Source organism: Rothia sp. HMSC076D04 (assembly GCF_001814645.1).
GTDB lineage: Bacteria > Actinomycetota > Actinomycetes > Actinomycetales > Micrococcaceae > Rothia > Rothia mucilaginosa.
Window position 1 is genome coordinate 140,210 of the sequence record NZ_KV817364.1, and the last position, 19,275, is coordinate 159,484.

Annotated in this window: 18 protein-coding genes; 5 read left to right on the forward strand and 13 right to left on the reverse strand. The window is 58.7% G+C overall.

Going from position 1 to position 19,275, the window contains the following annotated elements:
* Positions 1-265 precede the first annotated feature (265 nt).
* Both HMPREF2980_RS02280 and HMPREF2980_RS02285 read right to left on the reverse strand, forming a co-directional pair.
* Positions 266-772, reverse strand: a complete 507-nt coding sequence (locus tag HMPREF2980_RS02280) for a CoA-binding protein (RefSeq protein ID WP_005509183.1) — start codon at positions 770-772, stop codon at positions 266-268.
* Complete coding sequence (locus tag HMPREF2980_RS02285; protein ID WP_005509182.1) at positions 772-2,232, reverse strand: O-acetylhomoserine aminocarboxypropyltransferase/cysteine synthase family protein; 1,461 nt, start codon at positions 2,230-2,232, stop codon at positions 772-774. The genes HMPREF2980_RS02280 and HMPREF2980_RS02285 overlap by 1 nt, the downstream gene beginning before the upstream one ends.
* Positions 2,233-2,608: 376 nt before the next feature.
* On the opposite strand from HMPREF2980_RS02285, the gene HMPREF2980_RS02290 reads away from it, so the two are divergent.
* Positions 2,609-4,210, forward strand: coding sequence for an ATP-binding protein (locus tag HMPREF2980_RS02290; protein WP_070605131.1), 1,602 nt, complete (start codon positions 2,609-2,611; stop codon positions 4,208-4,210).
* A 92-nt stretch (positions 4,211-4,302) separates the two neighbouring features.
* Here the strand turns inward: HMPREF2980_RS02290 and HMPREF2980_RS02295 are convergent, their stop codons facing one another.
* The 3 genes from HMPREF2980_RS02295 to HMPREF2980_RS02305 all read right to left on the reverse strand — a co-directional run bounded on the left by HMPREF2980_RS02295 (position 4,303) and on the right by HMPREF2980_RS02305 (position 7,470).
* The gene (locus HMPREF2980_RS02295; protein WP_070605134.1) at positions 4,303-5,223 is read right to left on the reverse strand and encodes a YwqG family protein; all 921 of its coding nucleotides are present in this window, start codon (positions 5,221-5,223) and stop codon (positions 4,303-4,305) included.
* A 41-nt stretch (positions 5,224-5,264) separates the two neighbouring features.
* Positions 5,265-6,164 carry a YwqG family protein gene (locus HMPREF2980_RS02300; RefSeq protein ID WP_070605136.1) on the reverse strand — a complete coding sequence of 300 codons (900 nt, stop codon included), beginning with the start codon at positions 6,162-6,164 and terminating at the stop codon, positions 5,265-5,267.
* 286 nt (positions 6,165-6,450) lie between these two features.
* Entirely contained in the window at positions 6,451-7,470 is a 1,020-nt protein-coding gene (locus HMPREF2980_RS02305; protein ID WP_070605202.1) for an ABC transporter substrate-binding protein, read from the reverse strand.
* 123 nt (positions 7,471-7,593) lie between these two features.
* Here HMPREF2980_RS02305 and HMPREF2980_RS02310 point away from each other — a divergent pair, with 123 nt between their 5' ends.
* The 3 genes from HMPREF2980_RS02310 (at position 7,594) to HMPREF2980_RS02320 (ending at position 10,902) form a co-directional block, all read left to right on the forward strand.
* Positions 7,594-8,883, forward strand: a complete 1,290-nt coding sequence (locus HMPREF2980_RS02310) for a FecCD family ABC transporter permease (RefSeq protein WP_070689979.1) — start codon at positions 7,594-7,596, stop codon at positions 8,881-8,883.
* Positions 8,884-8,908: 25 nt separating this feature from the next.
* A complete protein-coding gene (locus HMPREF2980_RS02315) occupies positions 8,909-9,946 on the forward strand; it encodes a FecCD family ABC transporter permease (RefSeq protein WP_083301074.1) in 1,038 nt (345 codons plus the stop codon).
* Positions 9,947-10,218: 272 nt separating this feature from the next.
* Complete coding sequence (locus tag HMPREF2980_RS02320) at positions 10,219-10,902, forward strand: hypothetical protein (protein WP_012904284.1); 684 nt, start codon at positions 10,219-10,221, stop codon at positions 10,900-10,902.
* A 37-nt stretch (positions 10,903-10,939) separates the two neighbouring features.
* Here the strand turns inward: HMPREF2980_RS02320 and HMPREF2980_RS02325 are convergent, their stop codons facing one another.
* Entirely contained in the window at positions 10,940-11,977 is a 1,038-nt protein-coding gene (locus tag HMPREF2980_RS02325; protein WP_005507281.1) for a magnesium and cobalt transport protein CorA, read from the reverse strand.
* A 262-nt stretch (positions 11,978-12,239) separates the two neighbouring features.
* On the opposite strand from HMPREF2980_RS02325, the gene HMPREF2980_RS02330 reads away from it, so the two are divergent.
* Positions 12,240-12,935, forward strand: coding sequence for an S-layer homology domain-containing protein (locus HMPREF2980_RS02330; protein WP_070677786.1), 696 nt, complete (start codon positions 12,240-12,242; stop codon positions 12,933-12,935).
* 61 nt (positions 12,936-12,996) lie between these two features.
* Here HMPREF2980_RS02330 and HMPREF2980_RS09490 read toward each other — a convergent pair whose 3' ends face one another.
* From HMPREF2980_RS09490 to HMPREF2980_RS02360, 7 genes are all read right to left on the reverse strand, one after another.
* Positions 12,997-13,137, reverse strand: coding sequence for a hypothetical protein (locus HMPREF2980_RS09490; RefSeq protein ID WP_168165471.1), 141 nt, complete (start codon positions 13,135-13,137; stop codon positions 12,997-12,999).
* 158 nt (positions 13,138-13,295) lie between these two features.
* Positions 13,296-14,588: an adenylosuccinate synthase gene (locus tag HMPREF2980_RS02335; protein WP_049338292.1), complete on the reverse strand. Its 1,293-nt coding sequence runs from the start codon at positions 14,586-14,588 to the stop codon at positions 13,296-13,298.
* Between the two features lie 235 nt (positions 14,589-14,823).
* Positions 14,824-15,294 (reverse strand): DUF4870 domain-containing protein, encoded by a 471-nt coding sequence (locus HMPREF2980_RS02340; RefSeq protein WP_070688052.1) that lies wholly within the window; start codon positions 15,292-15,294, stop codon positions 14,824-14,826.
* Positions 15,295-15,590: 296 nt separating this feature from the next.
* Positions 15,591-16,673: a pyruvate ferredoxin oxidoreductase gene (locus HMPREF2980_RS02345; RefSeq protein WP_070689981.1), complete on the reverse strand. Its 1,083-nt coding sequence runs from the start codon at positions 16,671-16,673 to the stop codon at positions 15,591-15,593.
* A gap of 183 nt (positions 16,674-16,856) precedes the next feature.
* Positions 16,857-17,228: a hypothetical protein gene (locus tag HMPREF2980_RS09585; protein WP_246823642.1), complete on the reverse strand. Its 372-nt coding sequence runs from the start codon at positions 17,226-17,228 to the stop codon at positions 16,857-16,859.
* A gap of 699 nt (positions 17,229-17,927) precedes the next feature.
* Entirely contained in the window at positions 17,928-18,578 is a 651-nt protein-coding gene (locus HMPREF2980_RS02355; RefSeq protein ID WP_070689986.1) for a hypothetical protein, read from the reverse strand.
* Entirely contained in the window at positions 18,575-19,246 is a 672-nt protein-coding gene (locus HMPREF2980_RS02360) for a hypothetical protein (RefSeq protein ID WP_049340154.1), read from the reverse strand. The genes HMPREF2980_RS02355 and HMPREF2980_RS02360 overlap by 4 nt, the downstream gene beginning before the upstream one ends.
* Positions 19,247-19,275 lie beyond the last annotated feature (29 nt).

Consider the following 19,275-nt stretch of genomic DNA (forward strand, 5'->3'; position numbering starts at 1 on the left):
AACATAAAAAAGGACCCCCTCGAGATGCGCTTGAATCAGAGGCGGAGGGGGGACTGTTAGTACAACCATAACATTGAAGCTACACGCTCTCAAGGAATCTGGGCGTTTTCCCTGGTTATCTTCTGGTTGCTTATATCGCTACATCGTCCTTAATGAAGGAGGGGCGTACCCGGGAATCACCCCGGGTACGCCCCTCCTAGCACGCTGACAAGCGCCTAATTTTTGTAATTACAAGCTACGGTAGCCGCAGCTTACACAGCGCAGGCTACTTGGACAGCACCTGACGCTTCGAAGAAATCACGCCCGTGTTGAAACCAGCCAGGTGCAGGCCACCGTGGAAACGCGCATGCTCAATCTTCACGCACTTATCCATCACCACGTTCAGGCCGGCAGCCTCACCAATCGCGGCAGCCTCCTCGCTCCAGGAGCCCAGCTGCATCCACACGGTCTTCGCGCCCAGATCCACAGCCTCCTGAACCACGCCCGGCAGGTCCTCATTACGGCGGAAAATCTCCACCAGATCCGGGACCTCCGGCAGGTCCTGCAGCGACGGGTACACCGGCTGACCCAGCACAAGCTTGCCCTTCGCCGCCAGAATCGGGTTCACAAAATACAGCTTGTACGGCGACGCCGACTGCAGGTACGTTGCCACAAAGTACGAGGCACGCGAAATCTTATCGCTCATACCCACAATCGCGATCGTGCGGGTATTACGCAGAATGTTCAGACGCTCAGGGGCGGAAGGACCCACCCAGGTACGCTTCTCAGTCATTACTTCTCCTCCTGAGTGGTAGTAGGCAGGGAGCAGGATGCGCCAGCAGCAGCCTCAGCGGCGGCAGCGTCCTCGGCGGCCTTAGCGGCGGCGACCGCCTCTTCAGCTTCCACAACCTTGTCTGCGCTGGACTCGCCCACACGCTCACCGGCGTGGTTCAGGCCGGTCGCGTAGGTCAGCGCCTGATCCAGGTCCCAAATGATATCTTCAACGTCTTCCAGACCCACGGAAATGCGGATCAGGTCCTCACCGACACCGCCAGCAGCCAGCTGCTCAGCGGTCAGCTGCTGGTGCGTGGTCGAACCCGGGTGCAGCACCAGGGTGCGGGCGTCACCGATGTTCGCCAGGTGGCTTGCCAGCTGCAGGGCACCGATGAACTCGCCGCCGACCAGGCGGCCGGAAGCCTTCTCGGTCGCCTTCACACCGAAGGAGAACACAGAACCGACGCCCAGCGGCAGAAGCTTCTTCGCACGCTCGTGGTGCGGGTGGTCTTCCAGACCGGCGTAGTTCACGTAGGCGATACGCTGATCCTCAACCAGCCATGCGACAACCTGCTTAGCGTTCGCCAGGTGCGCATCCATGCGCTGCGGCAGGGTCTCAACACCCTGCAGCAGGTTGAACGCGGACTGCGGGCTCAGCGACGGACCGAAGTCACGCAGCTGCTCAGAACGCAGCTTAGTCAGGAAACCGAACTCACCGAAGTTACCCCACCAGGACACGCCGTTGTAGGAGGGAACCGGCTCGGTCATGGACGGGAAGTTGCCGTTACCCCAGTTGAAACGACCGGACTCGACGACGATACCGCCGAGGGTGGTGCCGTGACCGCCCAGGAACTTGGTGACCGAGTGAATGACGATGTCCGCGCCGTGCTCGATGGGGCGGATCAGGTAGGGGGTGGACAGGGTTGCGTCCACGACCAGGGGGATGCCCGCCTCGTGGGCGACCTCTGCGAGGCCTTCCAGGTCGGCAACCTCACCGGAGGGGTTCGCCACGATCTCGGTGTAGATCGCCTTGGTGTTCTCGGTCAGGGCCGCCTTGTAGTCGGCGGGGTCGGTGCCGGGCACGAAGGTGGTCTCAATGCCGAAGCGGCGCAGAGACACGTCCAGCTGGGTGACGGTGCCGCCGTACAGCTGGGAAGATGCCACAATGTGGTCGCCCTGCTGGCACAGAGCCGCGAAGGTGATGAACTCGGCAGCCATGCCGGATGCGGTCGCTACCGCACCGATGCCGCCTTCGAGGGAGGCGATGCGCTCCTCCAGCGCGGCGACGGTCGGGTTGGACAGGCGCGAGTAGATGTTGCCGTACTTCTGCAGGGAGAAGAGGTTCGCGGCGTCGTCAGCGTCTTTGAAGACGAAGGAGGAAGTCTGGTAGATGGGGACCGCGCGGGCACCGTGTTCAGCGTCGGGGGTGCCGCCCGCGTGTAGTGCGCGGGTGCGGAAGCCGAAAGTGTGTTCAGCCATTGGTTTGCTCCTGGTGTATCTGCCCGCCTGTGTGCGGGGAGTCGATAGTGGCTCGACTTTATACTGTGCCACCGGCGGCGGGGGGCACCAAGTGCGGGTACCTATATGTCGTTTATTGCGGATTATGACGGGGCATCATATCAGCTGTCATAACAGAAGTTGTTATGACGGCTGTTATGATGCGCGCTCAATCAGCGCCGGCAAAATACCCGGTTTTAGCTTGCAAATCCGGGGTTTTCAAGGTTCAAGGCGCGAGGAAAATATCGCATCATAACAACATTATCGCAGGATCATAACAACTTCATAACAGAAATTGTTATGATGCTGTTATGACGTTGCTATGACGTTCACCAAGAAGTAGCCATCGGGAGCATGCATGGAAACAAACACCGCCGAACTCATCAAAAACCTACGCCATAACCGGGCTGAAAACGGGCGGGTAGAAGTCAAAGCTGCCGCTGGCGGGTTCCCTAAGTCCGTTCTTGAAACCGTTAGCGCCTTCGCTAACGGCGACGGTGGCACCATCCTTCTTGGCCTGACCGACCCGGCAGAGGGTCTGCAACCGGTTGAAGGTTTCAATGCACAGGCAGTCCACGACGCATCCGTTGAGGCAATCCGTTCCAAGATCACGCCTCGACCCCCGGTAGATATTCAAATTGAGGCGGCAGATGAGCAGCACCGTATCGTGCGCATCGACGTACTCCCCGGCGACCCGACGCAGAAGCCCTACTACATCGAAACACACGGCATGTACAACGGCTCCTACCAGCGCGTCGGCGAGGCCGATATTCGCCTCACCAAGTACGAGATTGACCGCCTCCTAGAGAACCGCAGTCAGCCCCGCTACGACGAGGAACTCGTCAGCGAGGCAAGCTTCAAGGACCTCTCACCCACCCTCGTCAGCGCCTACGTTGCCCGCCTCCGCGAAGAACAGCCTCGCGTTTTTGCGGCGCTTTCTGACCGTGAGGTTCTTCTGCAGGCACGCATTCTGCGCATCGATTCTGAGGGTCGAGAAGTGCCCACTCTTGGGGCGCTTCTCGCCATGGGCTCCTACCCGCAGGCGTTCTTCCCGCAGCTGATGATGAGCGTCGTTGTTCTTCCCGGTGAAGAACTCGGTGAGGTCACCGAGGACGGTCGACGTTTCCTAGACAATCACAGCTGTACCGGGCCTATCCCCTCCATGCTGGATGAAGCGATGGGCGTTTTGGTTCGCAATATGCGCAAAACGTCCACGATGGAGGGTCTCAACAGCAGCGGTATCGGGCGGGTTGAGCGCTACGAGTATCCGCTGGAGGCTATCCGTGAGCTCCTGGTTAACGCCCTCATGCACCGCGACTACTCGCCGGGTGCGCGCGGCTCGCAGGTGCAGGTTGAGCTCTACACCAACCGCCTGGTGGTGCGTAGCCCGGGTGGTATTTACGGTGCCGTGACTATCCGAGATTTTGGTCAGCCCGGTGTTTCTTCAACCCGCAATAGCTACCTGGCGAGCATTCTGACTGACCTGCCCGACCCGGCGACGGGGCGTTTGATTGCGGAGAACAGGGCTTCGGGTATTCCCACGGTTCTGCGCGCGCTGAAGGAGGCGGGTCTGCCCGCTCCCCAGTTTGCTGACCGTCTACTCTATGTGCAGGTCACTCTGATGCAACCCCCACAGGATGTGTCTTCTACGGAACAGAAGACCACACCTGAGGATAAGACTCAGCAAGCAACCCATTCCACGGGCAAAGATTCAGCCGACGCCGTCGAACCGACGGGAGTCGACGTGTCGCTTGATGGTCTCAGCGAACGCCAGGCTGGTATTGTGCGCGGCCTGCGCGCACAGGGCGAGGCTGTTTCCACGGCGTATATCCAAGAACATTGGGGTCGGGGCGCTTCACGTACCTCCATTACGAATGACCTGCGCAGTCTTGTGGAGGCGAAGCTGATTGTCCCGACGGCTCCGCCGCGTAGTAAGAACCGTAAGTATCGCGCTGCTTAGAAGTGCCCGATAAAAGGTACACAAAAAGGGGAGGGAAATAGAGCGGTTATTCTCTATTTCCCTCCCCTGCGGCTACTCAGCCAAGACCTTACTTAGCCGCAGGCCCACTCAAAGACGACCTGCGAGAAATCGCGGGCGGCAAGCGTCTCCGGAGTAATCAGCCAGTTCGCCGCACCGGCATCACCCCACATGATCTCGATTTCTTCGTCTTCGTTCTCCTCGTTCTCCGACTCGGAGACGATAGTCAGCAGGTTCACCGTGTGGCCGCGCAGCTCCTTGAACTCGTCACGCGGGTCATTCTGCACGAAGTACGGGTATCCGCCCACGTGGGAGTACTCTTCATCCGACTCGAAGGGGTCCGTCAGCTCGTAGATAGCTTCGCGGCGAGGCTGGTTCTTATACGGGTTTTTGTGCGCCTCGGGCAGCAACTCATCCGGGTAGGTTTCATCCCATTTCTTGCCAAAGAGGTCATAGTAGTCGTAGCCGGATGCGGTCACACCCTGCTCACGCACCTCAAAGGTCATGCCGTACTCAATTTCGAGCGGGCCGCTCTCACAGTCGAAACCGCCAATGGGCCAACCGCCTTCGTCCCAGTCCACGTTCGGGAACGGGGCGTCCGGGTTCGGTTCGCCCAACGTCTCGTAGTAGACGACGCGGTGATTCTTCTGAGAGAGCGGGTTCTCGTAGTCGTAACCCCACAGGCATTCTTCGTCGTTCGGGTCCATCCAGAACTGCAGCAGACCGGTGGCGGGGTACAGGTCGTTTTCGGGCAGGTCAGCGCAGTTAATCTGCGCAATCATACCCAGCGGCTCACCCTTCTCATTGGTCGGTGCGGACTCGCCAGCGGGCAGGTAGGGGCGGCCACCAAACTTGGAGGCAGTCTGCGGCAAGGGATCGGCGGGAACGAAGGGCTTCAGCGCGATAGCCTTCTTGCGGGCACCCTCCTGGTTGAGCAGGTCGATAACGTGCTTCGCCTGCTTCTCGATGTCCTTGAACGGCTTGTTGTCGAGCATTTTAGAGTCTCCTCATTGATGATGTGAAAGTAATACGGTGTCTAGCTGCAAGCCCACTCAAAGACGACCTGCGAGAAGTCGCGGGCGGCAAGTGCCTCCGGGGTAATCAGCCAGTTCGCTGCACCGGCATCACTCCATATCACGTACACGTCCTCCTCAGCATCCTCGCCCCACTCCGACTCGATAGTCAGCAGGTTCACCGAGTGGCCGCGCAGCTCCTCAAACTCATCGCGCGGGTCACCCTGCGCGAACGAAGGGTAGCCGCCAATATACGAGTAATCCCTCTCCTCCGATTCGAAGGGCTCCAGCAGGTTGTAGGAGGCGTTATCGCGTGCGTTCGGGTTCTCGGGAAGCTTCTGGTCCGGGTACATTTCATCCCAGGCATCAGCGAACTGGTCGTAGATTTCGAGGCCACCGTCCAGGAAGCTCTGTTCCCAGGTCTCGAAGGCAAGTGCGTACTCGGTGGTCGCCTCAGAAACGTCCTCGCCCTCGGGGCCCAGAGGCCAATCGTATTTATCCCAATTCACGGTCGGGAAGGGGGCATCCGGGTTCGGCTCATCCAACGTCTCGTAGTAGACCACGCGGTGGTTTTTCTGCGAAAGCGGGTTCTTGTAGTCGTAACCCCACAAGCACTTTTCGTCGTTGGGGTTAATCCAGAACTGCAGCAGACCGGTTGCTGGGTAGATATCATTTTCGGGCAGGTCGGCACAGTTAATCTGCGCGATCATGCCCAGCGGCTCACCTTTCTCATTGGTCGGCGCAGACTCCCCGGCGGGCAGGTAGGGGCGGCCACCAAACTTGGAAGCAGTCTGCGGCAGCGGTGCATCGGGGCGGGTCACCTTCAGGCGGATTGCCTGCTTGCGGGCGCCACGCTCGTTGAGTGCGTCGATGACGCGGCGTACCTGCGCCAGGGTCTCTTCGGAGGGCTTATTCTTCGGCATTACGTGCTCATTTCGTCGGTGAATTAATCGGTGTGGAAGGTTCGGTGTGTCAGGCGCGGGCAACGGTACCGCTACGCCTTCTACCCCCATTAGACCCTATTTCGGGCGGACGCGCACCGAATCCGGTCACAAGTGCATCCGGCGGGCAAAAAACAGGTGCACAGCGTGCAGAAAGCCCCGCTTCCTCACCCTCATGCACGGGCATGAGAGGCAAGAATGCGGGGCTTCAGTGATTCTTGGTGGAACTCAGTGATTCTCTACAAATCTCTACGAGAGGCTAGAGCCTTTAGAGCGCCTTCTCAATGGTCTCCAGAACGCCAAGCGCGGCAGCCGGGCCAGCGTTCAGGAAGAACATATCAGAATCCACGCTGTGCGCGCGCTTCTCGGTAACAGCCTTGAGGGTGCTCCACAGCGCCTCACCGGTCAGCTTAGACTCGTCACCGCCCTGCACACCGTAGAACAGGTAATCGCCGTCAGCCTGGTCAAGCTGCTCGGAGCTCAGGTCGATGGAAGTCTTCTCAACCTGCGCAGCTGCGGGGCGTGCCAGGGACGCATCCTGGCAGATGGAGCCCACGAACGAGGACTTCGCGAAGATGCGGGTGCGGTCAGCGGAAGCGTACAGGAAGGAGAAGGTCTTCTCGGTGCCGGCCTTCTGACCGACCGACTTCGCCTTGGTGGTGTACTCCTCCATAAGCTTCTCAGCCTTCTCGGTGGTACCCAGCGCGGCGGCAATCAGCAGGAAGTCCTGCTTCCAGTTAATGCCGGTACCCTCGGTGACCACGGTCGGCGCGATCTTGGCGAGGGACTCGTACAGCTCGTCCTTCTTGTTGGTGTTGTTGATGAGGATCAGGTCGGGCTTGAGGTTTGCGATGGCCTCAACGTCCGGGTCGGTGCGCTTGCCGACCTTGGCAATCTTGTCGAGCTCTGCGGACTTATCGGAGAACTTGGTCTTCAGGTAGGTGGGGACCAGGTCGGCGTCACCGGCAGTTGCCGCGCCGACGGGTACGATGCCCAGGGAGAGCACGCCGTCGAGCTGACCGGTGGAGAGAATCACGACCTTGGAGGGTGCGGATTTGATGGTGGTTTCACCGCGGAAGTGCTTGACGGTGCGGGGGAATTCGCCGTCAACGGTGGTGGTGCCCATGCCGGAGGGCAGGGCGGAGGGTGCCACCTTCTTACCGGTCGCAGAAGCAGACGCGGAGGAAGAGCCGGAAGTGTTGGAGGAGCCGCATGCCGCCAGGGCGAGGGCACCGAAGGAACCGAGTGCGAGTGCGCCGAAGGAGCGGCGGGTGATCTTATTCGTCATATTTGCCATTTTATTAGGATAACCTCATATATGCATATGCGATACTTAATACTCATCTATTGATACGTTAAGCATCCTCCGTCCGCACGGGAGCGCACCGCTCCCCCACCACCTCCAAGGCATATGACCCCACAGACCACCCCCCCTTCCGGACCCGCCGTCAGCGAAGGCTCCACCGTCAGCGCTGCCTCCCTGGCGAAAATTCGTGCCCTCTCCGCTTCTTCGGACGCCGTATCTGGCGCCTCCTCGGGCGGTCAGGGCGGCAAGTCTATCTCGCGTCTGGCGGTTGCGCTCATTATTGGCGGCGTTCTGCTGGTGCTGCTTTGCGCCCTGTCGTTTGCGGTGGGTTCGCGCATGTTCCCCCTGGATCGCTCCATTGACGGTTTCCTCCACCCGGAGGCGAACACTATTGAGTCGAAGCTGATTTGGGCGAAGCGTGCCCCGCGTACCGCCGCGGCGTTGCTGGTGGGTGCCGCGTTGGCGGTGTCGGGTGTGCTCATGCAGGCGTTGAGCCGTAACCCGCTGGCTGAGCCGGGTCTGCTGGGTGTGAACTCGGGTGCTGCCGCCTCCGTGGTGGTGGGTGTGGGCGTTTTTGGGGTGTCCTCCCCGTTCGTTCAGCTGTGGCTGGCTCTACTGGGTTCGGGTCTGGCAGCGGCGCTGGTGTTCGTCATGGGCCTGGTGGATTCTAAACCGAACCTGGATTCGACGGCGCGTCTGGTGCTGACTGGTGTGGCGGTGAACGCTTGCCTGGGCACGATTACCGGCATTATCACGATGTTTAATTCGAAGGCTTTTGATTCGCACCGTTTCTGGGTGGTGGGTTCGCTGGAGAACCGCACCTTTGAGCAGGTGCTGTCTGCGCTGCCCTTTGTGGCGTTGGGTTTGGTGCTGTCGTTCATGCTGATTGGTCCTCTGCGTGCCCTGGCACTTGGAGAGGATGCGGCAGCCGGCCTGGGTGTGCCGGTGACAATGGTGCGTGGCGCGACGATTATTGCGATCATGGCACTGTGTGGTGCGGCGACTGCGGTTGCGGGCCCGATTGGTTTTGTGGGCCTGGTCGTGCCGCATGTGGTGCGTCTGCTGGTGGGTTCCGATATTGCGCGTGTGCTGCCGCTGTCGCTGGTGTACGGCCCGGTGTTGGTACTTGCCTCCGATATTTTGGGTCGCGTTCTGGTGATGCCGAGTGAGCTTGAGGTGGGTATTGTGACCGCCTTTATTGGTGCCCCGGTGCTAATGGTTCTGGTGCTGCGATTGAGTACGGGTGCGCGCGGTGCGAAGAAGGGCCGCATGGGTGCGAAGGCGCAGGCGCACGATGAATCGGGTCCAGCTCATGTGTCGGAGCACGGTCCGCATCGTGCTCAGCGCCCTGTTGCGCGTGGTTCGTCTGGTTCATCTGGCGCGTTTGGTTCGTAGGTCCCGGTTTCTGAGAGGTTTTATTGTGAGCGTTGTGTCTCGTTCTGTAGCCGGGTCTGTGCGTATCCCGGGGCGTTACCGCACCCCTATTCCGCGTACCCTGCTGGTGGTGGCGGTGCTTGTGGTGGCGGCGGTCGCCTCCCTGGTGTTTGGTAGTTATCAGATGAGCCCTGATCAGGTGTTTCGCCTGATTTTTCAGGGTGAGGGCACGGAGATTGAGCGTCAGCTGGTGTTGAATCAGCGTCTGCCGCGTATGCTTGCCGCCGTGGTGGTGGGTGCGGCTTTGGGCTTATCGGGCGCTATTTTTCAGTCGGTTTCCCGTAATGCTCTGGGTTCGCCGGATATTATCGGTTTCACGGTGGGTTCGGCGACCGGTGCCCTGTCTGTGGTGCTGATTGGGTCGTTGAGTTCTACCGGCGTGGGTATGGGCATGGGCGCTATTATTGGCGGTTTTGCGACGGCGGCCGTGGTGATGCTTCTGGCGGGTGTGCGCGGTGGCGCGACGATGGGTCAGAAGATGGTGCTGATTGGTATTGCGGTGAGTGCGATGCTCAGTTCCGTGAACGATTACCTAATCACACGCGGTGATTTGGAGAAGGCGGAGGCGGCGAAGACCTGGCAACACGGTTCGCTAAATGCGCTGTCGTGGAATCAGGTGTCGGTGCAGGCGGTGCTGCTGCTGGTGGCGATTCCGCTGGTGCTGATGCTGACGCATCGCCTGCGCGTCTTGGAGCTCGGCGACGATTTGGCGGCGGGTTTGGGCCTGCCGGTGAAGAGGACCGTGAACCTGCTGGTGGCGGCTGCCGTGCTCCTGGTGGCTGTGGCGATTTCTGTTGCGGGCCCAATTGGTTTCTTGGCGCTGGTTGCCCCGCAGATTGCGCGCCGCCTGTGGAACACTCCGGGTATGGCGATGTGGCATTCGGCGCTGCTGGGTTCGGTGATTTTGGTGCTGGCTGATTTTGTGTCGGCTCGTGCGTTGGCGCCGTTCCAGATTCCGGTGGGTCTGGTGACGGGCGCGTTGGGTGGCGTGTACATGCTGTGGTTGCTGCACCGTCAGCGCTAGTTGCGCCGTCTTATTCCGTATGAGTGACCGGGTGTTCCCAACTGGGGGCACCCGGTTTTCTCTGTTTCACGGGGTTTCGCTAGGTTTCACGGGTGGTTTCAGAATTTTTCAGAATTTTCCCAGTTTTACCCCGGGGTAGATTAAAAACTGCTTATCGTGTCAGGGGTCGCTCATAGAGTGTAGGTGTTGGAAGGGACGATCCTTCCGACCGGGCACACCGTCTCCTGCGGTGTTGCCGCTAGGTTGATTCAGCATCTACGGAAGGAACGGTCATGGACAACACCACTCACGAGAGCCAGTACGCAAACGCAGAGATTTCCTGCACCGCAGATGAGCAGCTGTGCCGTGATGCAGAGTTCAACCTGCTAATGCAGGCGGGCACCATCGTCCGTATGGAGCGTTTCAACGTGGAGGAGCTCCGCGGCGTTCTGGAGCAGCTGGTGGCTGACGGTTCGTGCTTCCGCACCGCGCCGGCGTCTTCGACGATGGGCCGCGTGATGCGTCACCTGACTCAGGGTGCTTCCGGTTACGAGGCGAACCTGGCTGAGCTGCGTGCGGCGGCACAGAACGCTCTGCTGTTCGTGTTCCCCCTGGAGAAGGACCTGGAGATGTGCCTGCGCTTTGAGCGTGTGCAGGGTACCGGCCTGGCGTTGACTCGCCTGGGCGTGAGCCCGGTCAATGGTGACCTGTGGACTCAGCACTGGGCGATGCGCGCGCTGGAGTGCACCGGCGGCGTGTTTGCGGTGGAGTCCGCTCCGGGTGCCTGCAATTTTGAGCTGCGCCGCGAGATGTTCTACGCGATGCTGTCGCTGGTTGAGCTGTCGACTTTGGGTTTGTCGGCTGAGCCGGAGGACTTCTACATGTTTGCCGATTCGGAGGCTGTGTGTAAGAAGTTCAAGCGTGAGCGTCGTGATTGCCGCCGCGCAATGCGTGCCCAGTACGACCGCGCCGCATAAGGTATATCGTGTATGCCTTATGCGGCATACGCGCATATCAGAGCCATTTATTCTTCTTGAAGAACCAGTAGAGAAGCAGGCAGGAACCCACCATGAGTAGCAGCGCGGCGGGGTAGCCGAACTCCCATTTGAGTTCAGGCATGACCTCAAAGTTCATGCCGTACACGGAGCCAACGATGGTGGGCACCATGAGTAGCGCCGCGTAGGCGGAGATTCTCTTGGTGTCGTCGTTCTGCTGCTGACCGAGCAGGGTGTCGTGCACGCGCAGTGCGTTTTCGAGGGAGCTGCGAAGGTCTTCGAGGCGTTCTTTTGTTTGGGTTACGTGGTCGAGCACGTTGCGGAACTGCCGGGCGAGCTCGACCGCTTCTTCGTTCTTTTCTTCGTCGGATACGCCCGGGTAGGGTGAGGGGTCGAGCGCGCCGGTGCGCATCCCTTCGATGATGCGGCCGATCATGGATTCGAGGGGTCGGCAGGCACGCTGGAAGTCGATGACCTGGTTGAGCAGTTCGTAGATGCGCCGTGCGAGGGAGTTGGCGTCGCGCCGCTCGCTGTGGGAGAAGAGGATGTCTTCGATTTCGTCGCTGTCGTTTTCGAGGCCATCGAGCACGGGTGCGTACCCGTCGACGGTGCTGTCGAGGATGCGGTGCAGCAGTCGGGCGGGGGATGCATCGGGGGTGGCGTAGAGCAGGTTGAACTGGTCGTTGATGCGCTGGTTGCTGCGTTGTTCGTCGCGAACGAGTGCGAGGGTGTAGCGGGGGCCGGTGAAGAGGTGCAGTTCGCTGAGGCGCACTTCTTCTTCTTTGTCGAGGTAGATGGCGGGGCGGATGACGGTGAAGAGGGAGTCGCCGTATCGTTCTAGTTTGGCGCGCTGGTGGCCTCGTCCGGCGTCTTCGATGGCGAGTTCGTGCAGGTTGAAGGTTTTTTGCAGGGCGTGTAGTTCGTGGATGTCGGGGTTGGCGTATCCGAGGGCTACGGCGGTGTTGGGCTGCTGGTAGGCGTTGAGGGTTTCTTCTTCGGGTGCGCCTATGCGGATGCGGTCGCCGCTGGGGTAGATGGCTCCGGTAATGTAGGTCATCGTTCTCCTCCTCTGAACGCTTTGGCGCCACGTGTGCGAGGCGCTCCTTCCAGCATACGGTATGCGCCCCGCCCGGTCACTTATGCAGGTTCAGAGGCGTTGAGGGCTGGGGTGTTGAGGTGAGTCTTGGATTTTCTTTTTAAGATATCTGGGGGTTATAGAGTTTCAACCTTCCCTTGAAAGCTAAGAAAGTCTAAACTTCTAGTTAATAAGACTGAGATTGTCTTAGAACCAACCACTATTTTCTTTTAAGGAACCAACGATGCTGTTGAAACCATTTGTGAAGGGTGCGGCATGTACTTTTGCTGCCGCCTCTCTGTTGTTGTCTGCGGTGGTACCTGCTTCTGCAGCGCAATTGCACCCTAAGACTTTTTCTCCTTTTCCGGGTGATGAACTGGAAGTTACCTGCATTAATGAGTCTGAATACAATACCCCGGGTGATTACCAGGATAAGGTGATTGCTTGGGCGGAGTGCACTGGGCTTATTACTCACGGCCGCCGTCTTTATCTTCAGAAGAATAAGAATGCTCCCCAGCCTGCGATGACTCGTGGGCAGCTTCTTGAGTTTCTGTACCATGTGAAGGGTAGGCCCGTGGTTAAGGATCTTCCTGCTACTTCGCCATATAGCGATATTTCGGTCAATGACCCGCACTACCCTATTGCTATCTGGGCTACTCGTGAAGGTATCACTGCCGGGTGGGGGGATGGAAAGTTCCACTACAACGAGGTAGCTTATGAGGCGACTGAGGCTCTCTTCCTTTACCGGATGTACGGCAAACCTCAGGTGGGTCTTACCCCCGTCCCCGAGGATTTCAAGCGTTGTGTGAAAGAGGGCGGAGATATGCATAAAGCATATAGCTGGCTGGGTTGGACACCTCGATGCGGATATGACAGTGATGTTGAGTTCATGACATTTCTATCTGTATTGCGAGATCTTGACCAGCGCGGAATTTTATAAATTATAAGGCGATAAAGATAGGCTCTGAATATTAATAATTTCAGAGCCTATCTTTTATATATTAAAATTCAACTTTTGTACCCAGATATTCATCCTGTTTATACTTTGGCATATCGGTGTACTTCTTTGGGGTCTTTTTCACTTCTTCTTCGATGTCATGCATTCCGTACCGCATGACAAATTCATTAATGGTGATATCCATGTATCCTGCGCGCCACGGGCCAAAGTGAACTTTCCATGGGTAATTCTCTGGATTTTCTCTGCGATACTCGTCGTAAACATCACCACAGACTGCACAAAGCCCCCAGCAGGTACCGTGCAGGTACCTTCCGGGGGCTTTCGCGTCTTGAGCTTTTGCGCTTAGTCTTCGTTGATGAGGTCGCGGACCACGATGGTCTGGTCACGGTCCGGGCCCACACCAATCGCAGAGATACGGCAGCCAGAAATCTCTTCCAGCTTCAGCACGTACTTGCGGGCATTCTCGGGCAGCTCATCCAGGCTCTTCGCATCCGAAATGTTCTCGGTCCAGCCGTCGTAGTACTCGAAAATCGGCTTAGCGTGGTGGAACTCGGTCTGAGTCATCGGCATCTCGTCGTGGCGCACACCGTCAACATCGTAAGCCACGCAGACCGGGATCTTATCCAGGCCGGTCAGCACGTCCAGCTTGGTGATGAACAGGTCGGTGAAACCGTTGATGCGCACAGCCTGACGCGCCAGCACGGCGTCGTACCAGCCGCAACGACGCGGGCGGCCGGTGTTCACGCCGAACTCGCCGCCGGTAGTGCGCAGGAACTCGCCCATCTCATCGAACAGCTCGGTCGGGAAGGGGCCAGCACCCACGCGGGTGGTGTACGCCTTCTGAATACCGATTACGCGGGAGATGCGGGTCGGGCCCACACCCGAACCGACGCACGCACCGCCGGAGGTCGGGTTGGAAGAGGTCACGAACGGGTAGGTGCCGTGGTCAACGTCCAGGAAGGTTGCCTGGCCGCCCTCCATCAGCAGGGTCTTACCCTCGTCCAGTGCCTTGTTCAGCAGCTGGGTGGTGTCCACAATCATCGGCTTCAGACGCTCGGCGTAAGACATGAAGTACTCGACAATCTCGTCAACCTCAACGTGGCGGCGGTTGTAGACCTTCACCAGCAGTTCGTTCTTCTGACGCAGTGCGCCTTCAACCTTCTGACGCAGGATCGACTCGTCCAGGATGTCCTGAACACGCACGCCGAGGCGGCCAACCTTATCCATGTAGGCGGGGCCGATACCGCGGCCGGTGGTGCCGATAGCGCGCTTGCCGAGGAAACGCTCGGTCACCTTGTCCATGGTCTGGTGGTAGGGTGCGACCAGGTGTGCGTTAGCGGAAATCTTCAGGCGGGAGGTGTCAGCACCGCGGGCCTCAAGGCCGTCAATCTCAGCGAAAAGAGCCTCGGGGTTAACAACCACGCCGTTACCAATCACGGGGACGGCGTTATCACTCAGAATACCCGCGGGCAGCAGCTTCAGCTCAAACTTCTGGCCGTTCACCACCACGGTGTGACCGGCGTTGTTACCGCCGTTGGGCTTGACCACGTAGTCTACGCGGGGGCCGAGCAGGTCGGTTGCCTTACCCTTACCCTCATCGCCCCACTGGGCGCCCACAATCACGACAGCTGACATTTTGTGCTCCTTGAAAGCCTTGAAGATACGCACCGGATTTCACGGCGCGGCGGCGACCTACCGCCTCATGATCCGGGTAGGCACACCTCTTCTAATGATACCGTGCCCGTCCCTTTAAGTCCCGTGTGACGGGGCGGTAGGCGTGCCAGATCCGGTGCCGGTGAGCCTCACCGGGCACGGCAACGCCCCCATCCGATATTCGGACGGGGGCGCTACCGGCATGAGCTTATGAAGACTACTTGATGATCTCGATGAAGGTCATCGGGTAGGTGTACTGCTCACCGCGGTTTGCGGCCATAGCAGCCAGGCTGTGGAAGATAACCATCAGGATAGCCACAACCAGCGGGACAACCCACAGGATGATGCCCAGGATGCCGAAGGTCAGAATAATCAGCAGCCAGGAAGCCATGCTGATGACCCACAGGGAGAAGTTGAAGTTGAACGCGCGGCGGGATGCTTCCTTAGTGAAGGAGTAACCGGGCTTGTCCTTGTAGATGAACCACATGACCAGCGGCGCGAGAATACTTGCGGATGCGAAGGACAGCAGAGACAGAATTGCAGAAGCCAGGTGCGCGAGCATCGCCATGTTCTGGTCGTCCTTGGAGGAGACTACGTAACCGTTGGGCTGCTGACCCGGCGCCTGCGAGTAGGAGGGTGCCTGCTGGGAGTACTGGTTGTACTGTTCAGGGTTCGGGTTCTGGGACATCGTTCTTTTCCTTAATCTATCGATGAGTGGATACAGCTAATCGTTGAGGCGCGGCTAATCATTGAGGCGCGGCGGCAGGCTAACTCGCCGTTTTCGGCGGGTGCCCGCCTCGCTCGGCTTGGTCGCAACGCTCGTGATGGTTTCACCCTATCAAGGCAAAGTAAATGGAATATTAACCCTCGCCGGACAACAGACGAAGAAACCCGAATATGACATAAAAAAGACGCCTCTGCCCCTCCACGCGGTGTTACGTACGTGGAGGGGCAGGTCGTTATACGGTGTGGATTGGCTTGAGGTTAGTCTTGTATCTCTACATCGGGTGAGCCAGGATGCGCGGCGGGCTTATGTAGTGCGGCAGGCTCGCGCTGTGCGGCGGCCTCGCGCGGTGCCGCAGACTCGCGTAGCTTTACACGTTCCCGCCTTTTCAGCGCCTCATACTCATCGAAAAAACCATGTTTCTTCGTGTATCCGTTGATGCCCGTGTAGTCGTCCGGCAGGCGGTTGTACACCAGGTAGTACCAGAACTCGGCATGTACCGTCTTTGTTTTCTGGATGAGTTCCCTCAGCCGGTTCTTATGCTTCACAGCCTGAACAATACCCACAATCCACAGGATCGGCACCACAAAAAATGATCCCAGACCGATAATGATGAAGAAGAACAGCATCGACATGCCGGCATTATTATCGAACATGCTCACCAAAGGAACCAGCACAAACGGGTTCAGTATCAGTAGGACAATAAGCACGGCTTTCCAGAAGGTGCGCTGACCCTCGATCTCTTCAATGTTGGAGCCAGCCAACGGATTATTGATGGGAACGTAGCCCACCGGTTGCAGCTCGGCCGCCCGCGATATGGGGTTCTCCTCAGCCTTGACCGGGTTCAGGTGGGCGGCGCACGCCTGCATGGGTGCGGAGGATTCAAGCGAGCGGTCCAGCAGGCGCATTTCGATAAGTTCCGAGTCGGGGATGCCGAAGAACGGCTCAGGAATAACCGGCAGAATAGCGCCCGGTTGCAGACCGAGGTGTTCCAGCCGAACGTACTCGCCGTAGGCGTGCGTTGCCTGAGCCTGCTCTTGCTGAGCCTGTTCAGTGGAGGCGAGCGCTACCGGGTGGTTCGCCTCGTCGTCCTTGCGAGATTCGTGAGTATCTTCCGGGGTGTCTTCTGAGGTGTCTTCCGGTTCGTTGCTACCGTCGGAGTCTTCGCTGTCGGAGGCTTCGTGCAGCTCAACGTCTTCATTTTTCTGCGTCTGCTCGCCCATGAGTAGCGTCATGTATTCCGGGACGGACTGGTCGGTGTCCCAGAGGGGCTGGTATGCCTCGTCCTTCTTTGCAGTTTTCCTCTTTGCGGCTTCATTCTTTACAGCGGGGCGGTCTGCCATGGTCATCTCCTTTGTTTACCAGACATACTCCTAGTGGCACCACCGTACCAGCGTGCGCTGGGCAGTCCCTTGAAACCTGCCTGATAAAAGCTGAGAAAAAGCCCCCGACAAGCGCAAACATGCACGTGTTAACACTGCCGGGGGTTCAGCACCACTGGAGCCCAGGGACCCACGGAAAGTCGGCTACGATGCATCCGCTGAGTTTGGAACAGGGCTTGAGGTAGGGCTCGGGGCACTCGGCGGCTGAGGGGCTGGCACCACGGAAGACATCGAAGACGCCGCGCCCAGGATTCCCTGCATCTCCTCGGCATCCCTAGGCAGGCGGTCATACACCAGGTAGAACCAGAACGACCCGAGAGGCATGGCCTTCCATTTCAGCGCCCGATACTTTCGGCTCACTCGGAGTAGCGCAAAAATCAGCGCACCAGCCCACAAGAACATGGGAAGACCCATCGTCAGCAGAGAAAGCATCAAGAAGTAGTAGAAGACATACCCACCGATCTGAGGGTCCCCTGTAACGGTAGCCAACAGAAGATAAGTCAGGGGATTAAACACCACACCCACGAAGAAGAGGGCAATGAGCTCAGGCCAGGCTTTCCACCATAAGTCTGATACACGCACCTTGCCCGCAAGTGGGGTCGCTGAGATATACCCGATGGGTCGCGGTGTACCCACTACTTTCCCCTCCTGCCAGGTGGGAAACACACTTGGCACCTGCTGGTATGCAGATGCACCAGTATCCGTGCCCATCGGGGACATTCGGCGCATTGTGGGGCCCGGGCGGCCATACAGCGGCCGGTTCAGCACCGGGTGCCCTGTCGCCGACGGGAAAAAGTTTGCAGCCTGCGCAGAGGGTGCGGGAGCAGAAACCGACAGAGCGGGCGCTGCAGAATCGGGCACAGCGGGACTGGGCGCTGTCAGGGCGGGTGTAACCGTATCGGCAGGCGCGGATGCAGAACGAGCCTTCTGTATCGCCAGGACCTCCTTCACCGGCTCGGGAATCTCCCCGGTCGGCGCGGCAACCAGCGTTCCATGAAGCAGCAAAGCCGAGTAATCGGGGGCGGGCTGATCCGTATCCCACAGGGGCTGATACCTGCTATCGCTCTTCTCGGTTGGGTTCTGAGGGTTTTTCGGTGCTTCGCTATGCTCCGCCACGGTGGTCTCCTCCAATGCTTGTCTGCTGTTATGTGTCTGTTGTGTTATCTACACTGTGTGTTCAGTGCGCGGGGGCTATCCCCCAGCTACTATCGGCGGTCATGATTCCTCCTCATCGCGCGATTCAAGGATGCGGTGCAGCAACGCCGTGGCTGAACCACCGTCAAGCGGGGTGCACTCGTACACCAGCCGGAATTGAAAATCCTGCTGAATCTTGTGCTGCCCAATGAACAGGCGCATCGACTCGACGGCATCCTCAACGGCCTTCAGAAACTTTCCTGCACTGAGAAACAGCAACCAGATTCCTACAACGACCCCAACCAGAATCAGCGGCGGAAAGTAAAAGAACGGCGCGAAGATATTTATCAGCGCCAGCTCCATGCCTTCACTGATTTCTATATGGCTCTGGGAGAGGAGCACCGGACTCACCAGCGCGATAAAAAGAGACGACCAGAACGCCATCCGCAGTACCGGTCCCAGCACATACAAGGTGAAGCCGTCCCAATCGGTGAAGAAGCCCTTCGCGTCGAAGGTTTCGCGCGACTTCTCGATGGGAACATAGCCCACCACCTTGCCAACTTTCCAGGCAGATGACGTGCCCTCGGTCAGGATGCCCTGCACCTCTCCCCTGTCGATGCACCGCAGCCTCGGGCGGGGGCGACCGTGGATGACCTTCGGTGACATCAGCAGAACCGGCTCATCCGAGAACTCCAGCTGGTCCTCGATGGGCTGGTTGTTATTAGTGGTCATGACGACTCCTGAGAGCTCAATGCGGCATGTGTTTTTGGGCCAATAATTTTCTGATTGGGTTCTTCATCCAGCTCGTACCGGTACATGGAGCCCTTGTCGACAGGGCGGTTATACACGAGGAAAAACCAGAAATCCTCATAGGTCGTACCCTCACGCAACGCAGCACTAATCTTTCGTACTGCTTTACTCACCACAGAGATCAGCAAACCCGCCCAAAGAATAGGGATAAGCCAGAGAACTATAACGCCCCCAGAAAATACCAGGAAGAGAACGATTGTTTCGAGGAATTCAGTGTCTGTAGCACGGGAATTAAAGAGCAAAGAAGCGAGCGTAAACGGGTTCAGCAGAATCACCAGGAGAACCACAACCAAGGACTCCAGACAAGGCCAAATCGCCCTGGTGTACCGCACGTTTTTCAGCTGTTCACTCAGCGGAACATAGCCCACCGGGTGTTCCGGGCCAGCCAAGATTTTCTCGACGATTTTCCGTTGCGGGCCTATCCCGTCGGGGAGGTGCTGCTGAATGGCGACCGCGCTCATCTGCCCCTGATGACCGGAGGGGTCGTTGAGCAGTTTCATGGGAATTAGGAGGGGGCCCGGTCGACCGTACTGCGGGACCGGTTCGACCTCCAGCGCGCTGCCGGCTGCCAGCAGGTGGGAGCTGTGCATGACAGACTCTTTCGGGGAAACGCGTCGCT

Bases quoted from the DNA above. Each gene is read 5' to 3' on its own strand.
- HMPREF2980_RS02280 (WP_005509183.1), bottom strand. From the start codon at position 772: ATGACTGAGAAGCGTACCTGGGTGGGTCCTTCCGCCCCTGAGCGTCTG.
- HMPREF2980_RS02285 (WP_005509182.1), bottom strand. From the start codon at position 2,232: ATGGCTGAACACACTTTCGGCTTCCGCACCCGCGCACTACACGCGGGC.
- HMPREF2980_RS02290 (WP_070605131.1), top strand. From the start codon at position 2,609: ATGGAAACAAACACCGCCGAACTCATCAAAAACCTACGCCATAACCGG.
- HMPREF2980_RS02295 (WP_070605134.1), bottom strand. From the start codon at position 5,223: ATGCTCGACAACAAGCCGTTCAAGGACATCGAGAAGCAGGCGAAGCAC.
- HMPREF2980_RS02300 (WP_070605136.1), bottom strand. From the start codon at position 6,164: ATGCCGAAGAATAAGCCCTCCGAAGAGACCCTGGCGCAGGTACGCCGC.
- HMPREF2980_RS02305 (WP_070605202.1), bottom strand. From the start codon at position 7,470: ATGACGAATAAGATCACCCGCCGCTCCTTCGGCGCACTCGCACTCGGT.
- HMPREF2980_RS02310 (WP_070689979.1), top strand. From the start codon at position 7,594: ATGACCCCACAGACCACCCCCCCTTCCGGACCCGCCGTCAGCGAAGGC.
- HMPREF2980_RS02320 (WP_012904284.1), top strand. From the start codon at position 10,219: ATGGACAACACCACTCACGAGAGCCAGTACGCAAACGCAGAGATTTCC.
- HMPREF2980_RS02325 (WP_005507281.1), bottom strand. From the start codon at position 11,977: ATGACCTACATTACCGGAGCCATCTACCCCAGCGGCGACCGCATCCGC.
- HMPREF2980_RS02330 (WP_070677786.1), top strand. From the start codon at position 12,240: ATGCTGTTGAAACCATTTGTGAAGGGTGCGGCATGTACTTTTGCTGCC.
- HMPREF2980_RS09490 (WP_168165471.1), bottom strand. From the start codon at position 13,137: ATGGATATCACCATTAATGAATTTGTCATGCGGTACGGAATGCATGAC.
- HMPREF2980_RS02335 (WP_049338292.1), bottom strand. From the start codon at position 14,588: ATGTCAGCTGTCGTGATTGTGGGCGCCCAGTGGGGCGATGAGGGTAAG.
- HMPREF2980_RS02340 (WP_070688052.1), bottom strand. From the start codon at position 15,294: ATGTCCCAGAACCCGAACCCTGAACAGTACAACCAGTACTCCCAGCAG.
- HMPREF2980_RS02345 (WP_070689981.1), bottom strand. From the start codon at position 16,673: ATGGCAGACCGCCCCGCTGTAAAGAATGAAGCCGCAAAGAGGAAAACT.
- HMPREF2980_RS02355 (WP_070689986.1), bottom strand. From the start codon at position 18,578: ATGACCACTAATAACAACCAGCCCATCGAGGACCAGCTGGAGTTCTCG.
- HMPREF2980_RS02360 (WP_049340154.1), bottom strand. From the start codon at position 19,246: ATGCACAGCTCCCACCTGCTGGCAGCCGGCAGCGCGCTGGAGGTCGAA.